This window comes from Rhodococcus sp. P4_B6, from assembly GCF_056402215.1.
On record NZ_JBFUHV010000160.1, the window covers coordinates 3,618 to 23,785 of the forward strand.

The 20,168-nt window shown below is 69.5% G+C and carries 19 protein-coding genes; 18 read left to right on the forward strand and 1 reads right to left on the reverse strand.

Annotated features, from left to right (window positions below; translation table 11 throughout):
- Positions 1-77: 77 nt before the first annotated feature.
- Positions 78-824: a B-4DMT family transporter gene (locus tag AC1DWT_RS40660; RefSeq protein ID WP_072942150.1), complete on the reverse strand. Its 747-nt coding sequence runs from the start codon at positions 822-824 to the stop codon at positions 78-80.
- 136 nt (positions 825-960) lie between these two features.
- Between AC1DWT_RS40660 and AC1DWT_RS40665 the strand changes: the two genes are divergently transcribed.
- The 18 genes from AC1DWT_RS40665 to AC1DWT_RS40750 all read left to right on the forward strand — a co-directional run bounded on the left by AC1DWT_RS40665 (position 961) and on the right by AC1DWT_RS40750 (position 20,129).
- Positions 961-2,064, forward strand: coding sequence for an aminopeptidase P family protein (locus AC1DWT_RS40665; RefSeq protein ID WP_072942149.1), 1,104 nt, complete (start codon positions 961-963; stop codon positions 2,062-2,064).
- A gap of 34 nt (positions 2,065-2,098) precedes the next feature.
- A complete protein-coding gene (gene efp / locus AC1DWT_RS40670; RefSeq protein WP_005241702.1) occupies positions 2,099-2,662 on the forward strand; it encodes an elongation factor P in 564 nt (187 codons plus the stop codon).
- Complete coding sequence (gene nusB / locus AC1DWT_RS40675; protein WP_072942147.1) at positions 2,663-3,172, forward strand: transcription antitermination factor NusB; 510 nt, start codon at positions 2,663-2,665, stop codon at positions 3,170-3,172.
- Positions 3,173-3,312: 140 nt separating this feature from the next.
- Positions 3,313-3,942, forward strand: a complete 630-nt coding sequence (gene pyrR / locus AC1DWT_RS40680; protein WP_015890604.1) for a bifunctional pyr operon transcriptional regulator/uracil phosphoribosyltransferase PyrR — start codon at positions 3,313-3,315, stop codon at positions 3,940-3,942.
- Positions 3,943-4,887, forward strand: a complete 945-nt coding sequence (locus AC1DWT_RS40685; protein WP_072942146.1) for an aspartate carbamoyltransferase catalytic subunit — start codon at positions 3,943-3,945, stop codon at positions 4,885-4,887.
- Positions 4,884-6,227: a dihydroorotase gene (locus AC1DWT_RS40690; protein ID WP_206015419.1), complete on the forward strand. Its 1,344-nt coding sequence runs from the start codon at positions 4,884-4,886 to the stop codon at positions 6,225-6,227. The genes AC1DWT_RS40685 and AC1DWT_RS40690 overlap by 4 nt, the downstream gene beginning before the upstream one ends.
- The gene (locus AC1DWT_RS40695; RefSeq protein ID WP_072942142.1) at positions 6,224-6,790 is read left to right on the forward strand and encodes a PH-like domain-containing protein; all 567 of its coding nucleotides are present in this window, start codon (positions 6,224-6,226) and stop codon (positions 6,788-6,790) included. Before AC1DWT_RS40690 ends, AC1DWT_RS40695 begins: the two co-directional genes overlap by 4 nt.
- Positions 6,787-7,947, forward strand: a complete 1,161-nt coding sequence (gene carA / locus AC1DWT_RS40700) for a glutamine-hydrolyzing carbamoyl-phosphate synthase small subunit (protein ID WP_072942140.1) — start codon at positions 6,787-6,789, stop codon at positions 7,945-7,947. Before AC1DWT_RS40695 ends, carA begins: the two co-directional genes overlap by 4 nt.
- On the forward strand, positions 7,947-11,315 hold the full coding sequence (gene carB, locus AC1DWT_RS40705; RefSeq protein ID WP_477924966.1) for a carbamoyl-phosphate synthase large subunit: 3,369 nt from the start codon (positions 7,947-7,949) through the stop codon (positions 11,313-11,315). The genes carA and carB overlap by 1 nt, the downstream gene beginning before the upstream one ends.
- Positions 11,316-11,344: 29 nt before the next feature.
- The gene (gene pyrF / locus AC1DWT_RS40710; protein WP_095861041.1) at positions 11,345-12,154 is read left to right on the forward strand and encodes an orotidine-5'-phosphate decarboxylase; all 810 of its coding nucleotides are present in this window, start codon (positions 11,345-11,347) and stop codon (positions 12,152-12,154) included.
- Positions 12,155-12,280: 126 nt separating this feature from the next.
- A complete protein-coding gene (gene mihF / locus AC1DWT_RS40715) occupies positions 12,281-12,601 on the forward strand; it encodes an integration host factor, actinobacterial type (RefSeq protein WP_072942134.1) in 321 nt (106 codons plus the stop codon).
- Positions 12,602-12,609: 8 nt separating this feature from the next.
- Complete coding sequence (gene gmk, locus AC1DWT_RS40720) at positions 12,610-13,233, forward strand: guanylate kinase (RefSeq protein WP_206015421.1); 624 nt, start codon at positions 12,610-12,612, stop codon at positions 13,231-13,233.
- 41 nt (positions 13,234-13,274) lie between these two features.
- Positions 13,275-13,580: a DNA-directed RNA polymerase subunit omega gene (rpoZ, locus tag AC1DWT_RS40725; RefSeq protein ID WP_009480427.1), complete on the forward strand. Its 306-nt coding sequence runs from the start codon at positions 13,275-13,277 to the stop codon at positions 13,578-13,580.
- Positions 13,581-13,594: 14 nt separating this feature from the next.
- Entirely contained in the window at positions 13,595-14,896 is a 1,302-nt protein-coding gene (gene coaBC / locus AC1DWT_RS40730; protein WP_206015422.1) for a bifunctional phosphopantothenoylcysteine decarboxylase/phosphopantothenate--cysteine ligase CoaBC, read from the forward strand.
- Positions 14,897-15,029: 133 nt separating this feature from the next.
- The gene (metK, locus tag AC1DWT_RS40735) at positions 15,030-16,244 is read left to right on the forward strand and encodes a methionine adenosyltransferase (protein WP_072942128.1); all 1,215 of its coding nucleotides are present in this window, start codon (positions 15,030-15,032) and stop codon (positions 16,242-16,244) included.
- Between the two features lie 46 nt (positions 16,245-16,290).
- Positions 16,291-18,309 carry a primosomal protein N' gene (locus tag AC1DWT_RS40740; protein WP_206015423.1) on the forward strand — a complete coding sequence of 673 codons (2,019 nt, stop codon included), beginning with the start codon at positions 16,291-16,293 and terminating at the stop codon, positions 18,307-18,309.
- Positions 18,310-18,396: 87 nt separating this feature from the next.
- Positions 18,397-19,053 (forward strand): PadR family transcriptional regulator, encoded by a 657-nt coding sequence (locus AC1DWT_RS40745; protein ID WP_206016261.1) that lies wholly within the window; start codon positions 18,397-18,399, stop codon positions 19,051-19,053.
- A gap of 98 nt (positions 19,054-19,151) precedes the next feature.
- Positions 19,152-20,129, forward strand: a complete 978-nt coding sequence (locus AC1DWT_RS40750) for an esterase/lipase family protein (protein ID WP_206015424.1) — start codon at positions 19,152-19,154, stop codon at positions 20,127-20,129.
- Positions 20,130-20,168 lie beyond the last annotated feature (39 nt).

Consider the following 20,168-nt stretch of genomic DNA (forward strand, 5'->3'; position numbering starts at 1 on the left):
GTGTGAGCGAGTGCGCTCACACCGCCGCGCCGTCTGTCGGTGTGTCGTCGGTCGGGTATTGGAGAGTCGAACGGCTGCTACTCGCCGCGGCGCGGGTCGTCCGTGGTCCGCTTCCCGAGGTCGACCGGGTCCTGCCAGGTGGTGTCCCCGCCCTGCGACTGATCGAGGTCCGATGTGTCCTCGCGGTAGTTGTGCACCGGTTCGAACACCGCGGTGTCGGCGTCGGAACCGGCGTACCCGGTGTCCGGGGTCTGCTCGTATGCCTGGCCGGGGTAGTTCTGTCCGTACCCGTCGTCGTCGGCGACGGCTGCGGCTGCGGTTCCCCCCGCTGCGGCTCCTGCGGCCACTCCGGCGCCGTGCGCCGCCGGCCGGCGTTCGCCGCGGTCCTTCACCGTCTTCCTGGAGTCCCGGCCGACGAAGAACCGGCCGAGGAACACGGCGAGCATGGCAGGAACGAAGATCAGCAGGACCGTGAACGCGGCCCCGGACGTGATCTCGAAGAAGAACGAGTTCTGGGTGACGTTGAGGTTCGGCACCAGGTTGGCCAGCCAGCTCCCCACACCCGCGACGACTCCGCCGAGCAGGGCCGCCTTCAGCCACAGCATCGTCAGGTCGGCGCCGTCCTCCGGATCGGGGTTCCGGCGACGGTCCCGGATGCCGTCGATGCCGGCCCAGATCAGTGCCACGAACACCACGATCAGCAGTGCGAGCCATCTCAGAGCGGAACCCTGAAGCGGCCACTGTGTAATCGACACACCGAGGATCACACGAACGAAAACATGTATCAGGGCCATGCCGAGGCCGCGTACCACCCACGCATTCATGGGCACAGCGTAACGAGCGGGTTTTCGCCCGTGTGGCCTAACCCACACGGGGGCTGTCTGGAACCTGTTCTCGCCGCTGCACCGGTGCCGTCGATCCGCGCCCTCCCGGCGGCGGATTGCCGGTACGTTTGACGACATGCCTGCTGATCATGGTTCGCGGCGCGCGGCGCTGCGTGCGGCCCTCGCCGCCCGGGATCTCGACGCACTTCTGGTGACGAATCTGGTGAACATCCGGTATCTCACCGGGTTCACCGGCTCCAACGCCGCGCTGCTCGTGCACGCGTCGGACGCGGAGGGCGCCGAGGAGCGCACCGTCATCTGCACCGACGGCCGCTACCTCACGCAGGTCGGAGAACAGGTTCCCGATCTGCGGGCCGAGATTGCCCGCGCCAGCGCCGCCCACCTCATCGAATCGGTGAGGCGGCAGAGCCCCTCGTCGCTGGCGTTCGAGAGTCATGTCGTCACCGTGGACGAGTTCGCCGCCTGGTCGGTGCTCGCGCCGGACGCGCGGCTCGACCCCGTTCCGGGTCTCGTCGAGGAACTGCGGATGGTGAAGGACGACTTCGAGGTCGGACTGCTGCGCGCGGCGTGCGCGGCCGCCGACTCCGCGCTCGCCGAGCTGATCGAGCGCGGTGGTCTCCGCCCAGGGCGCACCGAGAAGGAGGTCGGCCGGGAACTCGAGGCGCTGATGCTCGCGCACGGCGCCGACGGCATCTCGTTCGAGACCATCGTCGCGGCCGGCGCCCACTCGGCGATCCCGCACCACCGCCCGACCGAGGCGGTGCTCGGCAGCGGCGACTTCGTCAAGCTGGACTTCGGGGCGGAGATCGGCGGTTACCACTCGGACATGACCAGAACGTACGTCCTGGGGCAGGCCGCGGACTGGCAACGCGACGTGTATGCGCTGGTCGCGCGGTCGCAGGAGGCCGGGCGGGACGCGCTGCGCCCGGGAGCGGAGGTGTCCGCGGTGGACGCCGCCGCCCGCCGGGTCATCGACGACGCCGGCTACGGGGAGCTGTTCCTGCACGGGCTCGGACACGGCGTCGGCCTGGAGATCCACGAAGCTCCGGGAATCGGCAAGCTGGGCACCGGTACACTTCTGGACGGTGCGGCGGTGACCGTCGAGCCGGGCGTGTACTTCTCCGGGCGCGGAGGCGTGCGGATCGAGGACACGCTCGTGGTTCGTGAGCAGGGACCGGAACTGCTCACACTCACCACCAAAGACCTGACTGTCGTGTAGACGGTTTCGACCTTATCGAGGAGACGCGAAGCAAGTGGCTTCCACCAGTGATTTCAAGAACGGCCTGGTCCTGCAGATCGAAGGCCAGCTGTGGACGATTACCGAGTTCCAGCACGTGAAGCCCGGCAAGGGTCCCGCGTTCGTGCGCACCAAGTTGAAGAACGTGCTCTCGGGCAAGGTCGTCGACAAGACGTTCAACGCCGGCGTCAAGGTGGACACGGCCACGGTCGACCGCCGTGACATGACGTACCTGTACCACGACGGCACCGACTACATCTTCATGGACGGCGACACCTACGACCAGATCTCGATCAGCGAGGCCACCGTCGGCGACGGCGCCCGCTTCATGCTCGAGAACATGGCCGTGCAGGTCGCGACGCACGAGGACGTTCCGCTGTTCGTGGAACTGCCCGTCACCGTCGAACTGGTGGTCCAGCACACCGATCCCGGCCTGCAGGGCGACCGCTCCACCGGCGGCACCAAGCCCGCCACCCTCGAGACCGGAGCCGAGATCAACGTTCCGCTGTTCATCAACACCGGTGACAAGCTGAAGGTCGACTCCCGCGACGGCAACTACCTCGGGCGTGTGAATTCCTGAGTGTCCGGTACGCATAAGAAACTCGGCGCACGGCACAAGGCCCGCAAACGCGCCGTCGATTTCCTCTTCGAGGCCGAGGCGCGAGATCTCGATCCGGTCGATCTCGCGACCGAGCGCGCGGAATTGTCCGGCAAGGACGATGCGGTGGCACCGGTCGCCCCGTACACCGTCACCGTGGTGACGGGTGTCGCGGAGAACCTGGACCGTCTCGACGAGGTGATCTCGTCCCACCTGCAGGACTGGACGCTGGAGCGGCTTCCCGCCGTCGACCGCGCCATCCTGCGGATCGCCGTGTGGGAGCTGTTCCACGCCACCGACGTGCCTCCGGTCGTGGCCGTGGACGAGGCGGTGGAGCTCGCCAAGCAGCTCTCCACCGACGAGTCGCCGGGTTTCGTCAACGGCATCCTCGGTCAGGTCGTGCTGGTGGCCCCGCAGGTGCGGTCGGCTGCGGCCGCGACGTCGCGCCGCGCCGAGACCGCCGACGGCGAGTCGAACGACGCCCGCTCGTAAGTTCGTGTCCCGCTGCGGGCCCGCGTCGGCGGGTCCGCAGGTCAGGGGTCCGGGCCTGGCGCAGTCGACGCGCTGATAAGCTGTCCGCGTCAGGCATCCTTTAACGATCCGTCCAGTGAGGCGGAGAAGGAGGTCGTTGTATGCGCGTGCCCGAAGGGTCTCGCCCCGCCGGGGAACCGGCGGATTCAACACCAGAAGAGTCCCCGTCCGTCGAACCCGCACGAGAGCTGCTGTCCGCAGCCGATGTGGGACGGACCATTGCGCGAATCGCGCACCAGATCATCGAGAAGACCGCGATCGACGCCGCGGACGGTGAAGCGCCGCGTGTCGTTCTGATCGGCATCCCGACCCGGGGCACGACGCTCGCCGCGCGGCTCGCCGGGAAGGTCGAAGAATTCTCCGGGGTGCGCCCACCGGTCGGCTCCCTCGACATCACCCTGTACCGCGACGATCTGCGGACCAAACCGCACCGGCCCCTCGAACGCACCTCGGTGCCCGAGGGCGGCGTCGACAACACCCTGGTCGTCCTCGTCGACGACGTGCTGTTCTCCGGCCGCACCGTCCGCTCGGCGCTCGACGCCCTCCGCGACCTCGGTCGGCCCCGTGCCGTCCAGCTGGCCGTCCTCGTCGACCGCGGGCACCGTGAACTGCCGCTGCGCGCCGACTACGTGGGCAAGAACGTGCCCACCGCCCGCACCGAGGACGTCAAGGTGCTCCTGAGCGAACACGACGGCCGCGACGCGGTCATGATCTCCGGGGGGAAGAGCTAAGTGAAGCACCTGTTGTCGATCGCGGACCTGACACGGGAATCGGCCGTCGAACTTCTCGACGAGGCCGAACGCTTCGAACAGGCCCTCCTCGGGCGTGAGGTGCGGAAGCTCCCGACGCTGCGCGGCCGGACCGTGATGACCGTGTTCTTCGAGAACTCGACCCGCACCCGGGTGTCGTTCGAGGTCGCAGGCAAGTGGATGAGCGCAGACGTCATCAACGTCAGCGCGTCCAGTTCGTCGGTGTCGAAGGGTGAATCGCTCCGGGACACGGCGATGACGTTGCGCGCCGCCGGCGCCGACGCCCTGATCGTGCGGCACCCCGCGTCGGGTGCGGCCCACCAGATCGCGAGCTGGACCGGACGTCAGGACGACGGCGGACCCGCGGTGATCAATGCGGGCGACGGCACGCACGAACACCCCACCCAGGCGCTTCTCGACGCGCTCACACTGCGTCAGCGCCTCGGCGACATCGAGGGCAAGCGCATCGCCATCGTCGGCGACATCCTCCACAGCCGGGTCGCGCGGTCGAACGCGCTGCTGCTGTCGATGCTCGGCGCCGAGGTCGTCCTCGTCGCGCCGCCCACGCTGCTCCCGGTCGGTGTGTCGTCGTGGCCGGTGTCGGTGGCGCATTCCCTCGACGCGGAGCTGCCCGGTCTCGACGCCGTCCTCATGCTGCGGGTGCAGGCGGAACGGATGAACGGCGGGTTCTTCCCGTCCCAGCGGGAGTACTCGATCAATTACGGCCTGTCGGAGAAGCGGCTCGCGCTGCTTCCCGAGCACGCGGTGGTGCTGCACCCCGGTCCGATGCTGCGCGGCATGGAAATCGCCTCGGCGGTGGCTGATTCGTCGAGAACCGCCGTGCTGCAGCAGGTGACCAACGGTGTGCACATGCGGATGGCGGTGCTGTTCCGGCTGCTGGTCGGGGCGGAGGAAGTTGCGGGATGAGTGACAGTGCAGTGACAGGAGAGACAGTGCTCATCAAGAACGTGTTGCTGTACGGCGAGGGCGAGCCCACCGACGTTCTGCTCGGTGACGGCGTCATCGCCGCGATCGGAGCGGACGCGGGCAAGGACGCCACGCCCGACGCCGAGGTGATCGACGCGGCGGGGCAGATCCTGCTCCCCGGTTTCGTCGATCTGCACACGCACCTGCGGGAACCCGGCCGCGAGGACACCGAGACCATCGATTCCGGTTCGGCCGCCGCCGCGCTCGGCGGGTACACCGCGGTGTTCGCGATGGCCAACACCAGCCCGGTGGCCGACTCGGTGGTCGTCACCGACCACGTGTGGCGCCGCGGCCGGGAGGTCGGGCTCGTCGACGTGCACCCCGTCGGCGCCGTCACCGTGGGGCTCGAGGGCAAGCAGCTCGCCGAGATGGCCACGATGGCGTCGGGGGCCGGCCGGGTGCGGATGTTCTCGGACGACGGCCACTGCGTCTACGACCCGCTGATCATGCGCCGGGCCCTCGAGTACTCGAGCTCGCTCGGAGTGCTCATCGCGCAGCACGCGGAGGAGCCGCGACTGACCGTCGGGGCGATCGCGCACGAAGGACCCACCGCCGCCCGGCTCGGGCTGGCGGGGTGGCCGCGCGCCGCCGAGGAGTCGATCGTCGCCCGTGACGCACTGCTCGCCCGCGACGCCGGGGCGCGGGTGCACATCTGCCACGCCTCCACCGCCGGCACCGTCGAACTGATGAAGTGGGCACGCGGGCAAGGTATTTCGATCACCGCCGAGGTCACCCCGCATCACCTGCTGCTCGACGACTCGCGGCTCGAGACGTACGACGCCGTCAACAAGGTGAACCCGCCCCTGCGGGAGGCGAGCGACGTCGCCGCGCTCCGGGCCGGACTGGCCGAGGGGACCATCGACTGCGTCGCGACCGACCACGCGCCGCACGCCGAGCAGGACAAGTGCTGCGAGTTCGCGGCCGCCCGCCCCGGAATGCTGGGGCTCGAGACCGCGCTGTCGATCGTCGTGCAGACGATGGTCCGCACGGGGCTGCTCGACTGGCGCGGCGTTGCCAGGGTGATGAGTGAGCGCCCGGCCGAGATCGTCGGACTCGACGACCAGGGTCGCCCGCTCGAGGTGGGCGAGCCCGCCAACCTCGTGCTGATCGATCCGGACGCCGAATGGACGGTCCACGGCCCCGATCTCGCCAGCGTCGCCCACAACACGCCCTACGAGTCGATGACCCTTCCGGCCCGGGTGACGACGACGATCCTGCGCGGCCGGATCACCGCGAGCGACGGYCAGGCCCGCGTCCGGGTGCGAAACGGCAGGGGATGACGGTGGAGAGAATTCTGTGGGTAGTCGGCCTCGTCGCGTTCTGGGCGCTGGCCATCTTCCTCATGTACGTCGGCTGGCGCGGTCGCGCCCGGCGGCAGGCCGACCGGGTCGGGCAGCTTCCCGGCGTGCCCGCGCACCTCGGCGCGCAGACGATCGCCCCGGCCACCGGACTGTACGTGGGCAGCACCCTCGCCCCCAGCTGGCAGGACCGGATCGCGGTCGGTGACCTCGGCTTCCGGGCGACGGGTGAGATCTCCCGCTACGAAACCGGGATCCTGCTCGAACGGGACGGGGCGTCGGCGATCTGGATACCGCAGGACGCGGTCCGCGCCGTGCGCACCGAACGCGGCCTCGCGGGCAAGGTCATGAGCAAGGACGGCGTCCTGGTGATCCGGTGGGAGCTGCCGACCGGCACCGAGATCGACACCGGATTCCGCAGCGACGACAAGTCCGTGTACCCCGCCTGGGTGGGCGCAGGGAAGCCGGACGGCAAGACAGACAGTGAAGATTCAGCGAATGCGGCGAGCTCTGGTGAGGTCGAGCAGAACGGAGAGAACGCATGAGCGGCTACGACACCGACTCTGCAGTACTGGTCCTCGAGGACGGACGGGTATTCCGGGGCACCACTTTCGGTGCCGTCGGTCAGACGCTCGGTGAGGCCGTCTTCAGCACCGGCATGACCGGGTACCAGGAGACGCTCACCGACCCCAGCTACCACCGCCAGATCGTCGTGGCCACCGCGCCGCAGATCGGCAACACCGGGTGGAACGACGAGGACGACGAGTCCGTCGGGCCGACCGGCAGCAGCGCCGAGGCGAAGATCTGGGTCGCCGGGTACGTCGTCCGCGACCCCGCCCGCCGCACCTCCAGCTGGCGCGCCACCGGATCCCTGCAGGACGAGCTCGTCAAGCAGGGAGTCGTCGGGATCGCCGGCATCGACACCCGGGCCCTGGTCCGCCACCTGCGCACCCGGGGCTCCATGCGCGCCGGCGTGTTCTCCGGCGACGCCCTCGCCGACACCGACGTGCTGCTCGAGCGGGTGAAGGGCCAGCCGTCGATGCTCGGCGCGGACCTGGCCGGCGAGGTCAGCACCACCAGCGGGTACGTCGTCGAGCCGACCGGGGGAGACGCGCGCTTCACGGTCGCGGCCATCGACCTCGGCATCAAGACCAACACCCCGCGCATGTTCGCCGAGCGCGGCATCCGGGTGCACGTGCTCCCGTCCGACGCCACGCTCGCGCAGATCCTGGACCTGAAGGCCGACGGCGTCTTCCTCTCCAACGGTCCCGGCGACCCGGCGACCGCCGACGGCGCCGTGCACCTGACGAAGGAAGTCATCGGGCAGGGTCTGCCCCTGTTCGGCATCTGTTTCGGCAACCAGATTCTCGGGCGCGCACTCGGTCTCGGCACGTACAAGATGAAGTTCGGTCACCGGGGCATCAACATCCCGGTCGTCGAACACGAGACGGGACGCATCGCGATCACCGCACAGAACCACGGGTTCGCGCTGGAGGGGGAGGCCGGACAAGAGTTCGACACCCCGTTCGGCAAGGCCGTCGTCAGCCACACCTGCGCCAACGACGGCGCCGTCGAGGGAGTCCGCCTGCTCGACGGATCGGCCTTCTCGGTGCAGTACCACCCCGAGGCCGCGGCGGGCCCGCACGACGCCGCGTACCTGTTCGACCGCTTCACCAGCCTGCTCGAGGGAGTCAAGAACTAATGCCACGCCGTACAGATCTCTCCCACATCCTGGTGATCGGCTCCGGGCCGATCGTCATCGGCCAGGCCTGTGAGTTCGATTACTCCGGAACCCAGGCCTGCCGGGTGCTGCGCGAGGAGGGCCTGCGGGTCAGCCTCGTCAACTCCAACCCGGCCACGATCATGACCGACCCCGAATTCGCGGACGCCACGTATGTGGAGCCGATCACCGCCGAGTTCGTCGAGAAGGTGATCGCCCTCGAGGCCGAGAAGGGGCACCCGATCGACGCCGTCCTCGCGACGCTCGGCGGCCAGACGGCCCTGAACACCGCGGTGGCGCTGCACGAGCAGGGCATCCTCGAGAAGTACGACGTCGAGCTGATCGGCGCCGACTTCGACGCCATCCAGCGCGGCGAGGACCGGCAGAAGTTCAAAGACATCGTCGCCAAGGTCGGCGGCGAGTCGGCGCGCTCCCGCGTCTGCTACACGATGGACGAGGTCCGCGACACGGTCGCCGAACTGGGCTTCCCCGTCGTCGTGCGGCCGTCGTTCACGATGGGCGGACTCGGCTCCGGCATGGCCTACGACGACGAGGACCTCACGCGGATCGCCGGCGGCGGCCTCGCGGCGTCCCCCACCGCCAACGTGCTGATCGAGGAGTCGATCCTCGGGTGGAAGGAATACGAGCTCGAGCTGATGCGCGACGGCCGCGACAACGTGGTGATCGTGTGCTCGATCGAGAACGTCGACCCGGTCGGTGTGCACACCGGTGACTCGATCACCGTCGCCCCCGCCATGACCCTCACCGACCGCGAGTACCAGGCGATGCGCGATCTCTCGATCGACATCCTCCGCGAGGTCGGCGTCGATACCGGCGGCTGCAACATCCAGTTCGCGATGGACCCTGCCGACGGGCGTCTCGTCGTCATCGAGATGAACCCGCGCGTGTCCCGGTCCAGCGCGCTCGCGTCCAAGGCGACCGGCTTCCCGATCGCGAAGATCGCCGCGAAGCTCGCCATCGGCTACACGCTGGACGAGATCGTCAACGACATCACCAAGGAAACCCCGGCGTGCTTCGAGCCGACCCTCGACTACGTCGTGGTCAAGGCGCCCCGGTTCGCGTTCGAGAAGTTCCCCGGCGCCGACGACACCCTCACCACCACGATGAAGTCGGTCGGTGAGGCCATGTCGATCGGCCGCAACTTCACCGAGGCGTTCGGCAAGGTGCTGCGCTCCCTCGAGACCAAGCGGGCCGGGTACTGGACGGGTCCCGACGTGGAGGCCGACGACCTCGACAGCCTCCTCGCGGAACTGAGCATCCCCCGCGACGGTCGCGTGTACGGCCTGGAGAAGGCGTTCGCGCTCGGCGCCACCGTCGAGCAGCTGTTCGACGCCACGAAGATCGACCCCTGGTTCCTCGACCAGATCATGCAGATCCACGAACTCGGGGACGCGCTGCGCGAGGCGCCCGAGGTGACCGAGCGGGTCCTGCGCCGCGCCAAGCACCATGGCCTGTCGGACCGGCAGATCGCGGCCCTGCGCCCCGAGATCGGCGGCGAGGACGCGGTCCGCGCGCTGCGTGAGCAGTGGGACGTCCACCCCGTTTACAAGACGGTCGACACCTGCGCCGCCGAGTTCGAGGCGAAGACGCCGTACCACTACTCCACGTACGAACTGGACCCGGCGGCCGAGTCCGAGGTGGCCCCGCAGACCGAGCGTCCGAAGGTCCTGATCCTCGGTTCCGGACCGAACCGCATCGGTCAGGGCATCGAGTTCGACTACTCCTGCGTCCACGCCGCCCTGACGCTGTCGGAGGCCGGCTACGAGACCGTGATGGTCAACTGCAACCCGGAGACCGTCTCCACCGACTACGACACGGCCGACCGGCTGTACTTCGAACCGCTCACGTTCGAGGACGTGCTCGAGGTGTACCGGGCGGAGTCGATCTCGGGCACCGTCGCCGGTGTGATCGTGCAGCTCGGCGGTCAGACCCCGCTGGGTCTGGCGAAGCGGCTGAAGGCGGCGGGGGTGCCGATCGTCGGCACCAGCCCCGAGGCGATCGACCTCGCGGAGGACCGCGGCGAGTTCGGGAAGGTGCTGGTCGACGCCGGCCTGCCCGCCCCCAAGTTCGGCACCGCCACCACGTTCGCCGGGGCCCGCGACATCGCGGCCGGCATCGGATACCCGGTGCTGGTGCGGCCGTCGTACGTCCTCGGTGGCCGCGGCATGGAGATCGTGTACGACGAGGCGTCCCTCGAAAGCTACATCTCCCGCGCCACCGAGATCTCCGACGACCGGCCGGTGCTGGTCGACCGCTTCCTGGAAGACGCCATCGAGATCGACGTCGACGCACTCTGCGACGGCACCGAGGTGTACCTCGGCGGCGTGATGGAGCACATCGAGGAGGCCGGTATCCACTCGGGCGACTCGGCCTGTGCGCTGCCGCCGATCACCCTCGGCCGCGCCGACCTCGAGAACGTCCGCCGCTCGACGGAGGCGCTCGCGAAGGGCATCGGCGTGAAGGGCCTGCTCAACGTCCAGTACGCACTCAAGGACGACATCCTGTACGWCCTCGAGGCCAACCCCCGCGCCAGCCGCACCGTGCCGTTCGTGTCGAAGGCGACGGCCGTGCAGCTTGCCAAGGCGTGCGCCCGCGTCATGCTCGGCGAGTCCATCGCCGATCTGCGCGCGAGCGGCGTGCTCCCGGCCACCGGCGACGGCGGCTGGACCCCGGCGGACGCGCCCGTCGCCGTCAAGGAGGCGGTGCTGCCGTTCAACCGGTTCCGCCGCGCCGACGGCACCGGGGTCGACACCCTGCTGAGCCCGGAGATGAAGTCGACCGGCGAGGTCATGGGCATCGACGCCGACTTCGGCACCGCGTTCGCCAAGAGCCAGACGGCCGCGTACGGTTCGCTGCCCACCTCGGGCTCGGTGTTCGTCTCGGTCGCCAACAAGGACAAGCGGTCGCTGATCTTCCCGGTCAAGCGGCTCGCCGACCTCGGCTTCCGGATCCTGGCCACCGAGGGCACCGCGGCGGTCCTCCGCCGCAACGGGATCACCTGCCAGGAGGTGCACAAGCACTCCGGCGAGAAGCTGGAGGCGGGGGAGCGCACCATCGTCGAGACGATCCGCGACGGCGAGGTCGACATGGTGATCAACACGCCGTACGGCAACTCCGGACCGCGTGTCGACGGCTACGAGATCCGCAGCGCGGCCGTCGCCACGAACATCCCGTGCGTCACCACCGTGCAGGGCGCGTCCGCCGCGGTGCAGGGCATCGAGGCCGCGATCCGCGGCGACATCGGCGTTCAGTCGCTCCAGGCGCTGCACGCGCGGCTGCGCTCGCCCGCCGTCGTCGTGGCCCCCGCGAGCGGGGCCGTCTCGTCGTGAGCGGACACCATCACCACCACCACTCCTGGGTGCATCGGCTGACGTCGGCGGTCGAGCACCGGGGGCGGTTGTGTGTCGGCATCGACCCGCATCCCGGGCTGCTCGAGGCGTGGGGCCTTCCCGTCTCCGCCGAGGGGCTGGAGACGTTCGCGGAGATCTGCGTGGAGGCCTTCGTCGGTGAGGTGGCCGTCGTGAAGCCTCAGGTGGCGTTCTTCGAAGCGTACGGCTCCGCCGGGTACGCGGTGCTCGAACGCACCATTTCGGTCCTCAGAGAGGCAGGGACGCTCGTCGTCGCCGACGCCAAGCGTGGGGACATCGGGTCGACGATGGCGGCGTACGCGCAGTCCTGGCTGGGCGCGGAGTCCCCTCTGTCGTCCGATGCCGTGACGGTGTCGCCGTACCTGGGATTCGGTGCCCTGGATCCGGCGCTGTCGCTGGCGGCGGAGCAGGGCCGCGGGCTCTTCGTGCTGGCGCGGACGTCCAATCCCGAGGGCGGCGATCTGCAGGCGGCAGGGACGGCCGCAGGGGTGTCCGTGGCCCAGTCCGTGGTGGACGCGGCAGTCCGGCACAACGACGCGCAACCGGGTCTCGTGGGTCTGGTGGTGGGCGCGACACGCGGACACGGCCTGGATTTGTCGAATTTTTCCGGGCCGATTCTCGCGCCCGGTCTCGGCGCCCAGGGGGCGACTCCCGGTGATCTCGCCGACATTTTTCCCGATTCCCGTAAACTGTTGTTGCCGAACAGTTCTCGTGGTGTTCTTCGGGCGGGACCGTCGGCGGCGGCACTGCGTGAGGCGGCCGTGAAGGTGCGTGACGAGATCGAGTCCGCACTCTCATAGCCCACCTGAATCCGGCTCTGACCTCGGGGGGTGGGTTCGCAATCGGCGCCTGGCGTGAGTACGGTCGCTATCGCTGCTGGTTATCCAGTGGTTTGGACTATTTGCCAACGACGAGACGGAGGAACCGTGGCCCTTCCCCAGTTGACTGATGAGCAGCGCGCTGCTGCTTTGGAGAAGGCAGCTGCTGCCCGCAAGGCCAGGGCTGAGCTCAAGGAGCGCCTGAAGCGTGGTGGCACCGACCTCAAGCAGGTTCTCAAGGACGCCGAGGACGACGAGATCCTGGGCAAGATGAAGGTGTCGGCACTGCTCGAGGCGCTGCCCAAGGTGGGCAAGGTCAAGGCGCAGGAGATCATGACCGAGCTGGAGATCGCTCCGACCCGTCGCCTCCGTGGCCTCGGCGATCGGCAGCGGAAGGCCCTGCTCGCGAAGTTCGACTTCGAGGCCTGAGCACGACAGTGGTAGCTGACGCACAAGTGTCAGAGAGCAAGACCGCAGTGCGGAGGGGTCGGCTGGTAGTACTGGCCGGCCCCTCGGCCGTCGGTAAGTCCAGCGTGGTGCGACTCCTGCGTGAGCGGATGCCGGAGCTCGTCTTCAGCGTGTCCGCGACGACGCGTGATCCACGCCCGGGCGAGGTGGACGGCAAGGACTACCGGTTCACCTCTCGTGGCGAGTTCCAGCGGATGATCGATTCCGGTGAGCTGCTCGAATGGGCCGAGATCCACGGCGGACTCCAGCTGTCGGGAACCCCGGCCGCACCCGTCCGCGCGGCGATCGAACAGGGCAGACCGGTGCTGGTCGAGGTCGATCTCGCCGGTGCGCGGGCCGTCCGTGCCGCGATGCCGGAGGCGCTGCTCGTCTTCATGGCGCCCCCGAGCTGGGACGTGCTGGTCGAGAGATTGACCGGCCGGGGCACCGAATCCGCGGAGGTCGTGGAGCGGCGTCTCGCGACCGCCCGGGTCGAGCTGGAGGCGCAGGACGAGTTCGACGTGGTCGTCGTGAACGAGGATGTCAGCCGAACGTGCGACGAGTTGGTATCCTTGTTGGTTGGACGACCGGAACAGTCCGAGTCGACCCACTAGATCTCACATCAACTAGCCAGAACAATTTCAGGAGATACCGAGTGAGCAGCACCCCCGCAGCAGCGTCCGCAACACCCAGCCACGGCGCCCTGCCGGCTTACGACACCCCGCTCGGCATCACCAACCCTCCGATCGACGAGCTTCTCGCTCGCACGTCGTCGAAGTACGCGCTGGTGATCTACGCGGCCAAGCGTGCGCGTCAGATCAACGACTACTACAACCAGCTCGGCGACGGCATCCTCGAGTACGTCGGCCCCCTCGTGGAGCCGGGCCTGCAGGAGAAGCCGCTGTCGATCGCGCTGCGTGAGATCCACTCCGATCTTCTCGAGCACACCGAAGGCGAGTGAGCGGAGGACCTGCAGTGCCTGACCAGGCAGCGGGCCCGGACTCCGGGCGCGTGACGGATTCACCGGAACCGGGGCCCTCGGGGGCGCGCAAGCGGATCGTCGTCGGTGTCGGCGGCGGCATCGCCGCGTACAAGAGCTGCGCCGTCATCCGAGCCTTCACCGAGGCCGGACACCACGTGCGGGTCATCCCGACGGAGTCCGCGCTCGAGTTCGTCGGCAAGGCGACGTTCGAGGCGCTGTCGGGCAACCCCGTGCACACGGGTGTGTTCACCGACGTTCCGCAGGTCCCGCATGTGCGTCTCGGGCAGGAAGCGGACCTCGTCGTCATCGCGCCCGCCACCGCCGACCTCATGGCGCGGGCCGTGGCGGGACGCGCGGACGACCTGCTCACCGCGACGCTGCTCACCGCGCGATGTCCCGTCGTGTTCGCACCGGCGATGCACACGGAGATGTGGGAGCACCCGGCCACCGTCGCCAACGTCGCCACGCTGCGCGACCGCGGCGTGACCGTCATCGAACCCGCATCCGGCCGTCTCACCGGCAAGGACACCGGCGCAGGCAGGCTGCCCGAACCCGACGAGATCGTCGGATTGGCGTCCTTGCTGGTCGAGCGTCCCGACGCGCTGCCCCGTGACCTCGTGGGCCGGCGGGTCCTCGTGTCCGCGGGCGGCACCCGGGAGCCGCTCGACCCGGTGCGGTTCCTCGGGAACCGCAGTTCGGGCAAGCAGGGGTACGCCATCGCCCGGCTCGCCGTGCAGCGCGGGGCCGAGGTCACCCTCGTCTCCGGGTACACCGCCGGCCTCGCCGACCCGGCCGCCGTCGACATGGTGCACGTGCGCACCGCGGAAGACATGCGGGTCGCCGTCGCCAAGCACGCGCCCGGGTTCGACGCGGTGATCATGGCCGCGGCCGTCGCCGACTTCCGGCCGACGACGACGGTGGCGAGCAAGATCAAGAAGGGCGCGGGCGAGCCAGACTCGATCGCACTCACCAAGAACGAGGACATCCTCGCCGGCCTGGTGCAGTCCCGGAGGGACGGCGAGATCCCGGCGAAGACCGTGATCGTCGGATTCGCGGCCGAGACCGGCGACGCCGACGGCGACGTCCTCACGTATGCACGGGCCAAGCTCGCCCGGAAGGGCTGCGACCTCCTCGTCGTCAACGCGGTCGGTGAGGGCAAGGCGTTCGAGGTCGACCACAACGACGGCTGGCTGCTCGGAGCCGACGGCTCCGAGTCCGCGCTCGAGCACGGATCGAAGGCGTTGATGGCGAGCCGGGTACTCGACGCCGTCGGCCAGCTTTGCCGGACACTCTGACGGAATATCCGGCAGAGTTTCGGTGATTCGAAGGGTGGTCACTCCCGCCGGGGTGGCGCTAGGGTCGTTCGTTGTATTACGCAGCTAAGCTGTTTTCACGTGCTGTTCAGGACAACTGTCGAGAGGGAATTCTGTGAGCCAGTCCGGTAGTCGGCTATTCACCAGTGAGTCTGTGACCGAGGGGCACCCGGACAAGATTTGTGATGCGATCAGCGACTCCATCCTCGACGCGCTCCTCACCGACGACCCGCGTGCCCGCGTCGCCGTCGAGACGCTGGTGACCACCGGACAGGTCCACGTCGCCGGTGAGGTGACGACCACCGCCTACGCCGACATCCCCAAGATCGTGCGCGACACCGTGCTCGAGATCGGGTACGACTCCTCGGCCAAGGGCTTCGACGGCAACTCCTGCGGCGTCAACGTGGCGATCGGGGCGCAGTCCCCGGAGATCGCCCAGGGCGTCGACCACTCGCACGAGGTTCGCACCGGCGAACTGAGCGACGACGAGATCGACCGTCAGGGCGCGGGCGACCAGGGACTGATGTTCGGGTTCGCCACCACCGACACCCCGGAACTGATGCCGCTGCCGATCGCGCTGGCGCACCGRTTGTCGCGTCGACTCACCGAGGTCCGCAAGTCGGGGGTCCTGCCGTACCTGCGTCCGGACGGCAAGACCCAGGTCACCATCGAATACGACGGTGACAAGGCGGTGCGCCTCGACACCGTGGTCATCTCGACGCAGCACGCCGCCGACATCGACCTCGACAACCTGCTCACCCCGGATCTGCGGGAGAAGGTGCTCGGTTCGGTTCTCGCGGAGATCGACATGCCCGAACTCGACGTCTCGGACATCCGCCTGCTCGTCAACCCGACCGGCAAGTTCGTGCTCGGCGGCCCGATGGGCGACGCCGGGTTGACCGGCCGCAAGATCATCGTCGACACCTACGGCGGCATGGCCCGCCACGGCGGCGGCGCGTTCTCCGGCAAGGACCCGTCGAAGGTCGACCGGTCGGCGGCCTACGCCATGCGCTGGGTGGCCAAGAACGCGGTCGCGGCGGGTCTCGCGGACCGGATCGAGGTGCAGGTGGCGTACGCGATCGGCAAGGCCGCGCCCGTCGGCCTGTTCGTCGAGACGTTCGGAACCGAGAAGACGGACCCGGTTCGGATCCAGCAGGCCATCACCGAGACGTTCGATCTGCGTCCGGGCGCCATCATCCGCGACCTCGACCTGCTGCGCCCGATCTACGCGCAGACCGCGGCGTACGGTCACTTCGGTCGCACCGACATCGACCTCCCGTGGGAGAGCATCGACCGGGCGGAGAAGCTGCGGGCAGCCGCAGGCCTCTGATCGGTAGTCACGGCCCGGCGGGCGCCGCTGCGGTAGGGGCCGCCGCGTGAGCGCGGACAAGGTCGCGGCGGAAGTCGACCCGGTTGCCCGGGTGCTGCCGCTGCTTCCGCTCGCGCACCTCGACCGCGAGTTCGACTACCTCGTGCCGAAGGACCTCGACGAGCAGGCGCAGCCCGGGGTCCGGGTCCGCATCCGGTTCGCCGGGCGCCTCGTCGACGGATTCGTCGTGGCCCGCACCGCGACGAGCGACCATCAGGGCCGGTTCGGCTGGCTCGAACGGGTGATCTCACCGGAGCGGGTGCTGACCGAGGAGATCACCCGGGTCGTCGACCTCGTCGCCGGCCGCTACGCCGGAACCCGTGCCGACGTCCTGCGGCTCGCGATTCCGCCGAGGCACGCGCGGGCGGAGTCCGAGGCCGCGTCCGAACCGCCCGAGGCGTCCGGCACCGCGATCGCCACCGACGCGTGGGACCGGTACGTCCACGGCGCCGCTTTCCTGACGGCGCTGTCCGAGGGGCGCGCCCCCCGCGCGGTGTGGCAGGCACTCCCCGGCGAGGACTGGCCGGCGCGTCTCGCCGAACTGTCCGGGCTCGTCGCCGCCATCGGGGCGAGCACCGTCGTCGTGGTCCCCGACCAGCGCGACCTCGACCGGGTGGTCGCTGCCGTGGAGACGCTGCTGGGCAAGGACGCCGTCGTCGGACTCGCCGCAGGTCTCGGGCCCGCCCTGCGGTACCGGCGTTGGCTGGCGGCGCTCCGCGGAACCGCCAGGGTCGTCGTCGGGACCCGGAGTTCGGTGTTCGCGCCGACGCCGCGTACCGGACTGATCGTGGTGTGGGACGACGGGGACGACAACCATTCCGAACCGCGCGCACCGTACCCGCACGCCCGCGAGGTGGCGCTGCTCCGCGCGTACGCCAGTGGGTGTGCGGTGGTGCTGGCCGGGCACGCGCGCACCGCGGAGGCCCAGGCCCTGGTCGACTCGGGCTGGGCGCACGACCTCGTGGCCTCCCGGGACTCCGTGCGGGCGGCCGCCCCGAAGATCACCGCACTCGCGGACAGCGACCACGCCCTGGCCCGCGACCCCGGAGCGCGGGCCGCCCGGTTGCCCGCCATCGCCTTCGCCGCCGCCCGGGAGGCTCTCGGCGCCGGCCGGGGAGTGCTGGTCCAGGTCCCCCGGCGCGGCTACGTCCCCAGCCTCGCGTGCGGCAAGTGCCGGGCGCCCGCGCGGTGCCGGCGATGCAACGGACCGCTCGCGTTGCCGTCCGCGGCCGGTCCGGACGGGGCGGGAACACCCGCGTGCCGGTGGTGCGGCGTCGCCGACGCCGCACATCGCTGCCACGCGTGCGGAGCGCGGGCGCTGCGGGCCGTCGTGGTCGGCGCGGGACGCACCGCCGAGGAACTCGGTCGTGCCTTCCCCGGGGTCGCCGTGCGGATGTCCGGAGGGTCGGACGTCGTCGACGAAGTGAAGCAGGGCCCGACCCTCGTGGTGTCGACGGTCGGGGCGGAACCGGTGATGCCGGGCGGTTACGGCGCGGCATTGCTGCTCGACGGCTGGGCGCTCCTGGGCCGCCCCGATCTGCGTGCCGCCGAGGAGACGATGCGGCGGTGGATGACGGCGTCGTCGCTCGTGCGCTCGTTCGCCGACGGCGGTCAGGTGGTCGTGGTCGCCGATTCGGGCATTCCGACGGTGCAGGCGCTGGTCCGCTGGGATCCGGTCGGTCACGCGCGTGCGCAGTACGAGGAGCGGGCCGAGGTCGGATTTCCGCCCGCTATCCATCTCGCGGCGATCGACGGCAGCGCGAAGGCGATCGCCGACCTCCTGGACCTCGCCGATCTGCCGGCGAACGCCGAATTGCTCGGCCCGGTCGAGCTGCCTGCCGGGGAGCGGCTGCCGTTCTCCGGTGACGCGCCGGAGCCGGCGGAGGTGGAGCGCATGCTGATCCGGGTGCCCCGCGGGGAGGGGAAACCGCTGGCCAAGGCGCTGGGCGAGGCGCAGTCGGTGCGCAGTGCGCGGAAGGATTCGCTACCCGCGCGGGTACAGATCGACCCCATTCGCATCGGGTAGTTGACCGCCGTCACAGAAAAGGGGCCTTGTCGCGTCGCAATTGACGATATATCGTTGATGCATCAGCGATACAGAAGGAGGCTGATGATGGAAGACTTCCATTTCGAACACAGAGGTTCCCGACGGGAACGATTCGGACGCGAACGGATGGCACGGCCCGACGGGCCGCACCGTCACGGACACCGCCGAGGCGGCTTCGGCCCCGAGGGCGGTCCGGGCTTCGGGCCCGGAATGCACTTCGGCCGCGGACGCGGGCGGGGTGGCAGGGGACGGCGCGGCGATGTCCGCTCCGCGATCCTGCTGCTGCTCACCGAGCAGCCGATGCACGGCTACGAGCTGATCCAGCAGATCGTCGAACGCAGCGACGGGGTGTGGAAGCCCAGTCCCGGTTCGATCTATCCTGCGCTGTCGCAGCTCGAGGACGAAGGTCTGGTGCTCATCGAAAAGGTGGCGGGCCGCAAGACCGCGCGCCTCACGGACGAGGGCAAGGCCTTCGTCGAGGCGAACAAGACCGAACTCGGCACCCCGTGGGACGACGTGCGGGAGAGCGTCGGCAGGCCGGCCGAGGACTTGCGGGGCCTGATCGGGCTGCTGATGGGCGCTGCGGGGCAGGTCGCCGCGGTCGGTGACGACGAACAGGTCCGGCGGGCAGGCGAGATTCTCACCGAAGCGCGGCGTTCGTTGTATCGCCTTCTCGCAGAAGACGATCAGAGCGAAGCCGGCAAGGATGTCACCGACTCGTAGGGCGCCGCACCCCGCCGCGGACCCGCCGGCTCGACGCGACAGCGCGTGCACATTCTGGGAAGGTTCACAGCAATGTCTCAGTGAAGTCGGGAGAGATCATGAGGTTTCGGGGTGCCGGTGCGGTCGTCGCGGGTGTCGTCCTGCTGATGTCCGGCGCAGTGTCCACCGCCCAGGCGGACGACGCCTCCCCGCCCTCACTCGTCGTGCCCGCCGGCGCCGGGCTTCCCCAGACCGGTCGTAGTGCCGCCGCTGCGTACGCGCACGACCACCCGGGCAGCGCACCCGCCGGATCGAACGACTTCACGTGTACGCCCTCCGCGGACCACCCCGAGCCGGTCGTGCTCGCACACGGCACCGACGCCAGCGCGTACGCGGACTGGGCCGCCCTGTCGCCGATCCTCGCCGCGGACGGATACTGCGTCTTCGCCCTCAACTACGGCGGCGCGCCGGGTGCCGATTCGTTCGGGACCGAGGACATCGTCGCGAGCGCGGGTGAGTTAGGCCGGTTCGTCGACCGGGTCCGCGATGCGACCGGCGCCGACAAGGTCGACGTCGTCGGTTATTCGCAGGGCGCGAACGTCACCAGGTACTACGTCAACAAGCTCGGCGGTGTTCCGTTCGTCGACCACTGGGTCGGACTGGCGTCGCCCAGCTATGGGGGAGTGATGTACGGCCTCGTTCCGGTCGTGCAGGCGCTGCCCGGCGGCCCGGACTTCGCCCGCACGGTGACGTCGGTCGCCGTCAGCCAGCAGATGCAGGGCTCGCCGTTCATGAACGCCCTCAACGCGGGCGGCGACACCGTGCCCGGCGTCTCGTACACGACGATCGGGTCGCGGTACGACGAGATGATCCAGCCGTACACGAACATGGCGCTCCGCGGCGCCGGGGCGGTCAACATCCTGATCCAGGATCGATGCCCGGAGGACGGCACCGGGCACTTCCGGGCACCCTACGATCCGTTCGCGCTCGACCTGGTCCGTGCGGCGCTCGATCCGGATGCGGTTCCGCTCGCTCGCTGCGAGTTCGTGCCGATCGGTGCGGGTATCCCGGAGGTCGTCGTCGACGGCAACCGCTAGCCCTCAGGGACAGAGGCGGGGAGCCGTGCAGTGCACGGC

Coding starts and splice junctions, on each gene's coding strand:
- AC1DWT_RS40660 (WP_072942150.1), bottom strand. CDS start 824: ATGAATGCGTGGGTGGTACGCGGCCTCGGCATGGCCCTGATACATGTT.
- AC1DWT_RS40665 (WP_072942149.1), top strand. CDS start 961: ATGCCTGCTGATCATGGTTCGCGGCGCGCGGCGCTGCGTGCGGCCCTC.
- pyrR (WP_015890604.1), top strand. CDS start 3,313: ATGCGCGTGCCCGAAGGGTCTCGCCCCGCCGGGGAACCGGCGGATTCA.
- AC1DWT_RS40695 (WP_072942142.1), top strand. CDS start 6,224: ATGACGGTGGAGAGAATTCTGTGGGTAGTCGGCCTCGTCGCGTTCTGG.
- carA (WP_072942140.1), top strand. CDS start 6,787: ATGAGCGGCTACGACACCGACTCTGCAGTACTGGTCCTCGAGGACGGA.
- AC1DWT_RS40745 (WP_206016261.1), top strand. CDS start 18,397: ATGGAAGACTTCCATTTCGAACACAGAGGTTCCCGACGGGAACGATTC.
- AC1DWT_RS40750 (WP_206015424.1), top strand. CDS start 19,152: ATGAGGTTTCGGGGTGCCGGTGCGGTCGTCGCGGGTGTCGTCCTGCTG.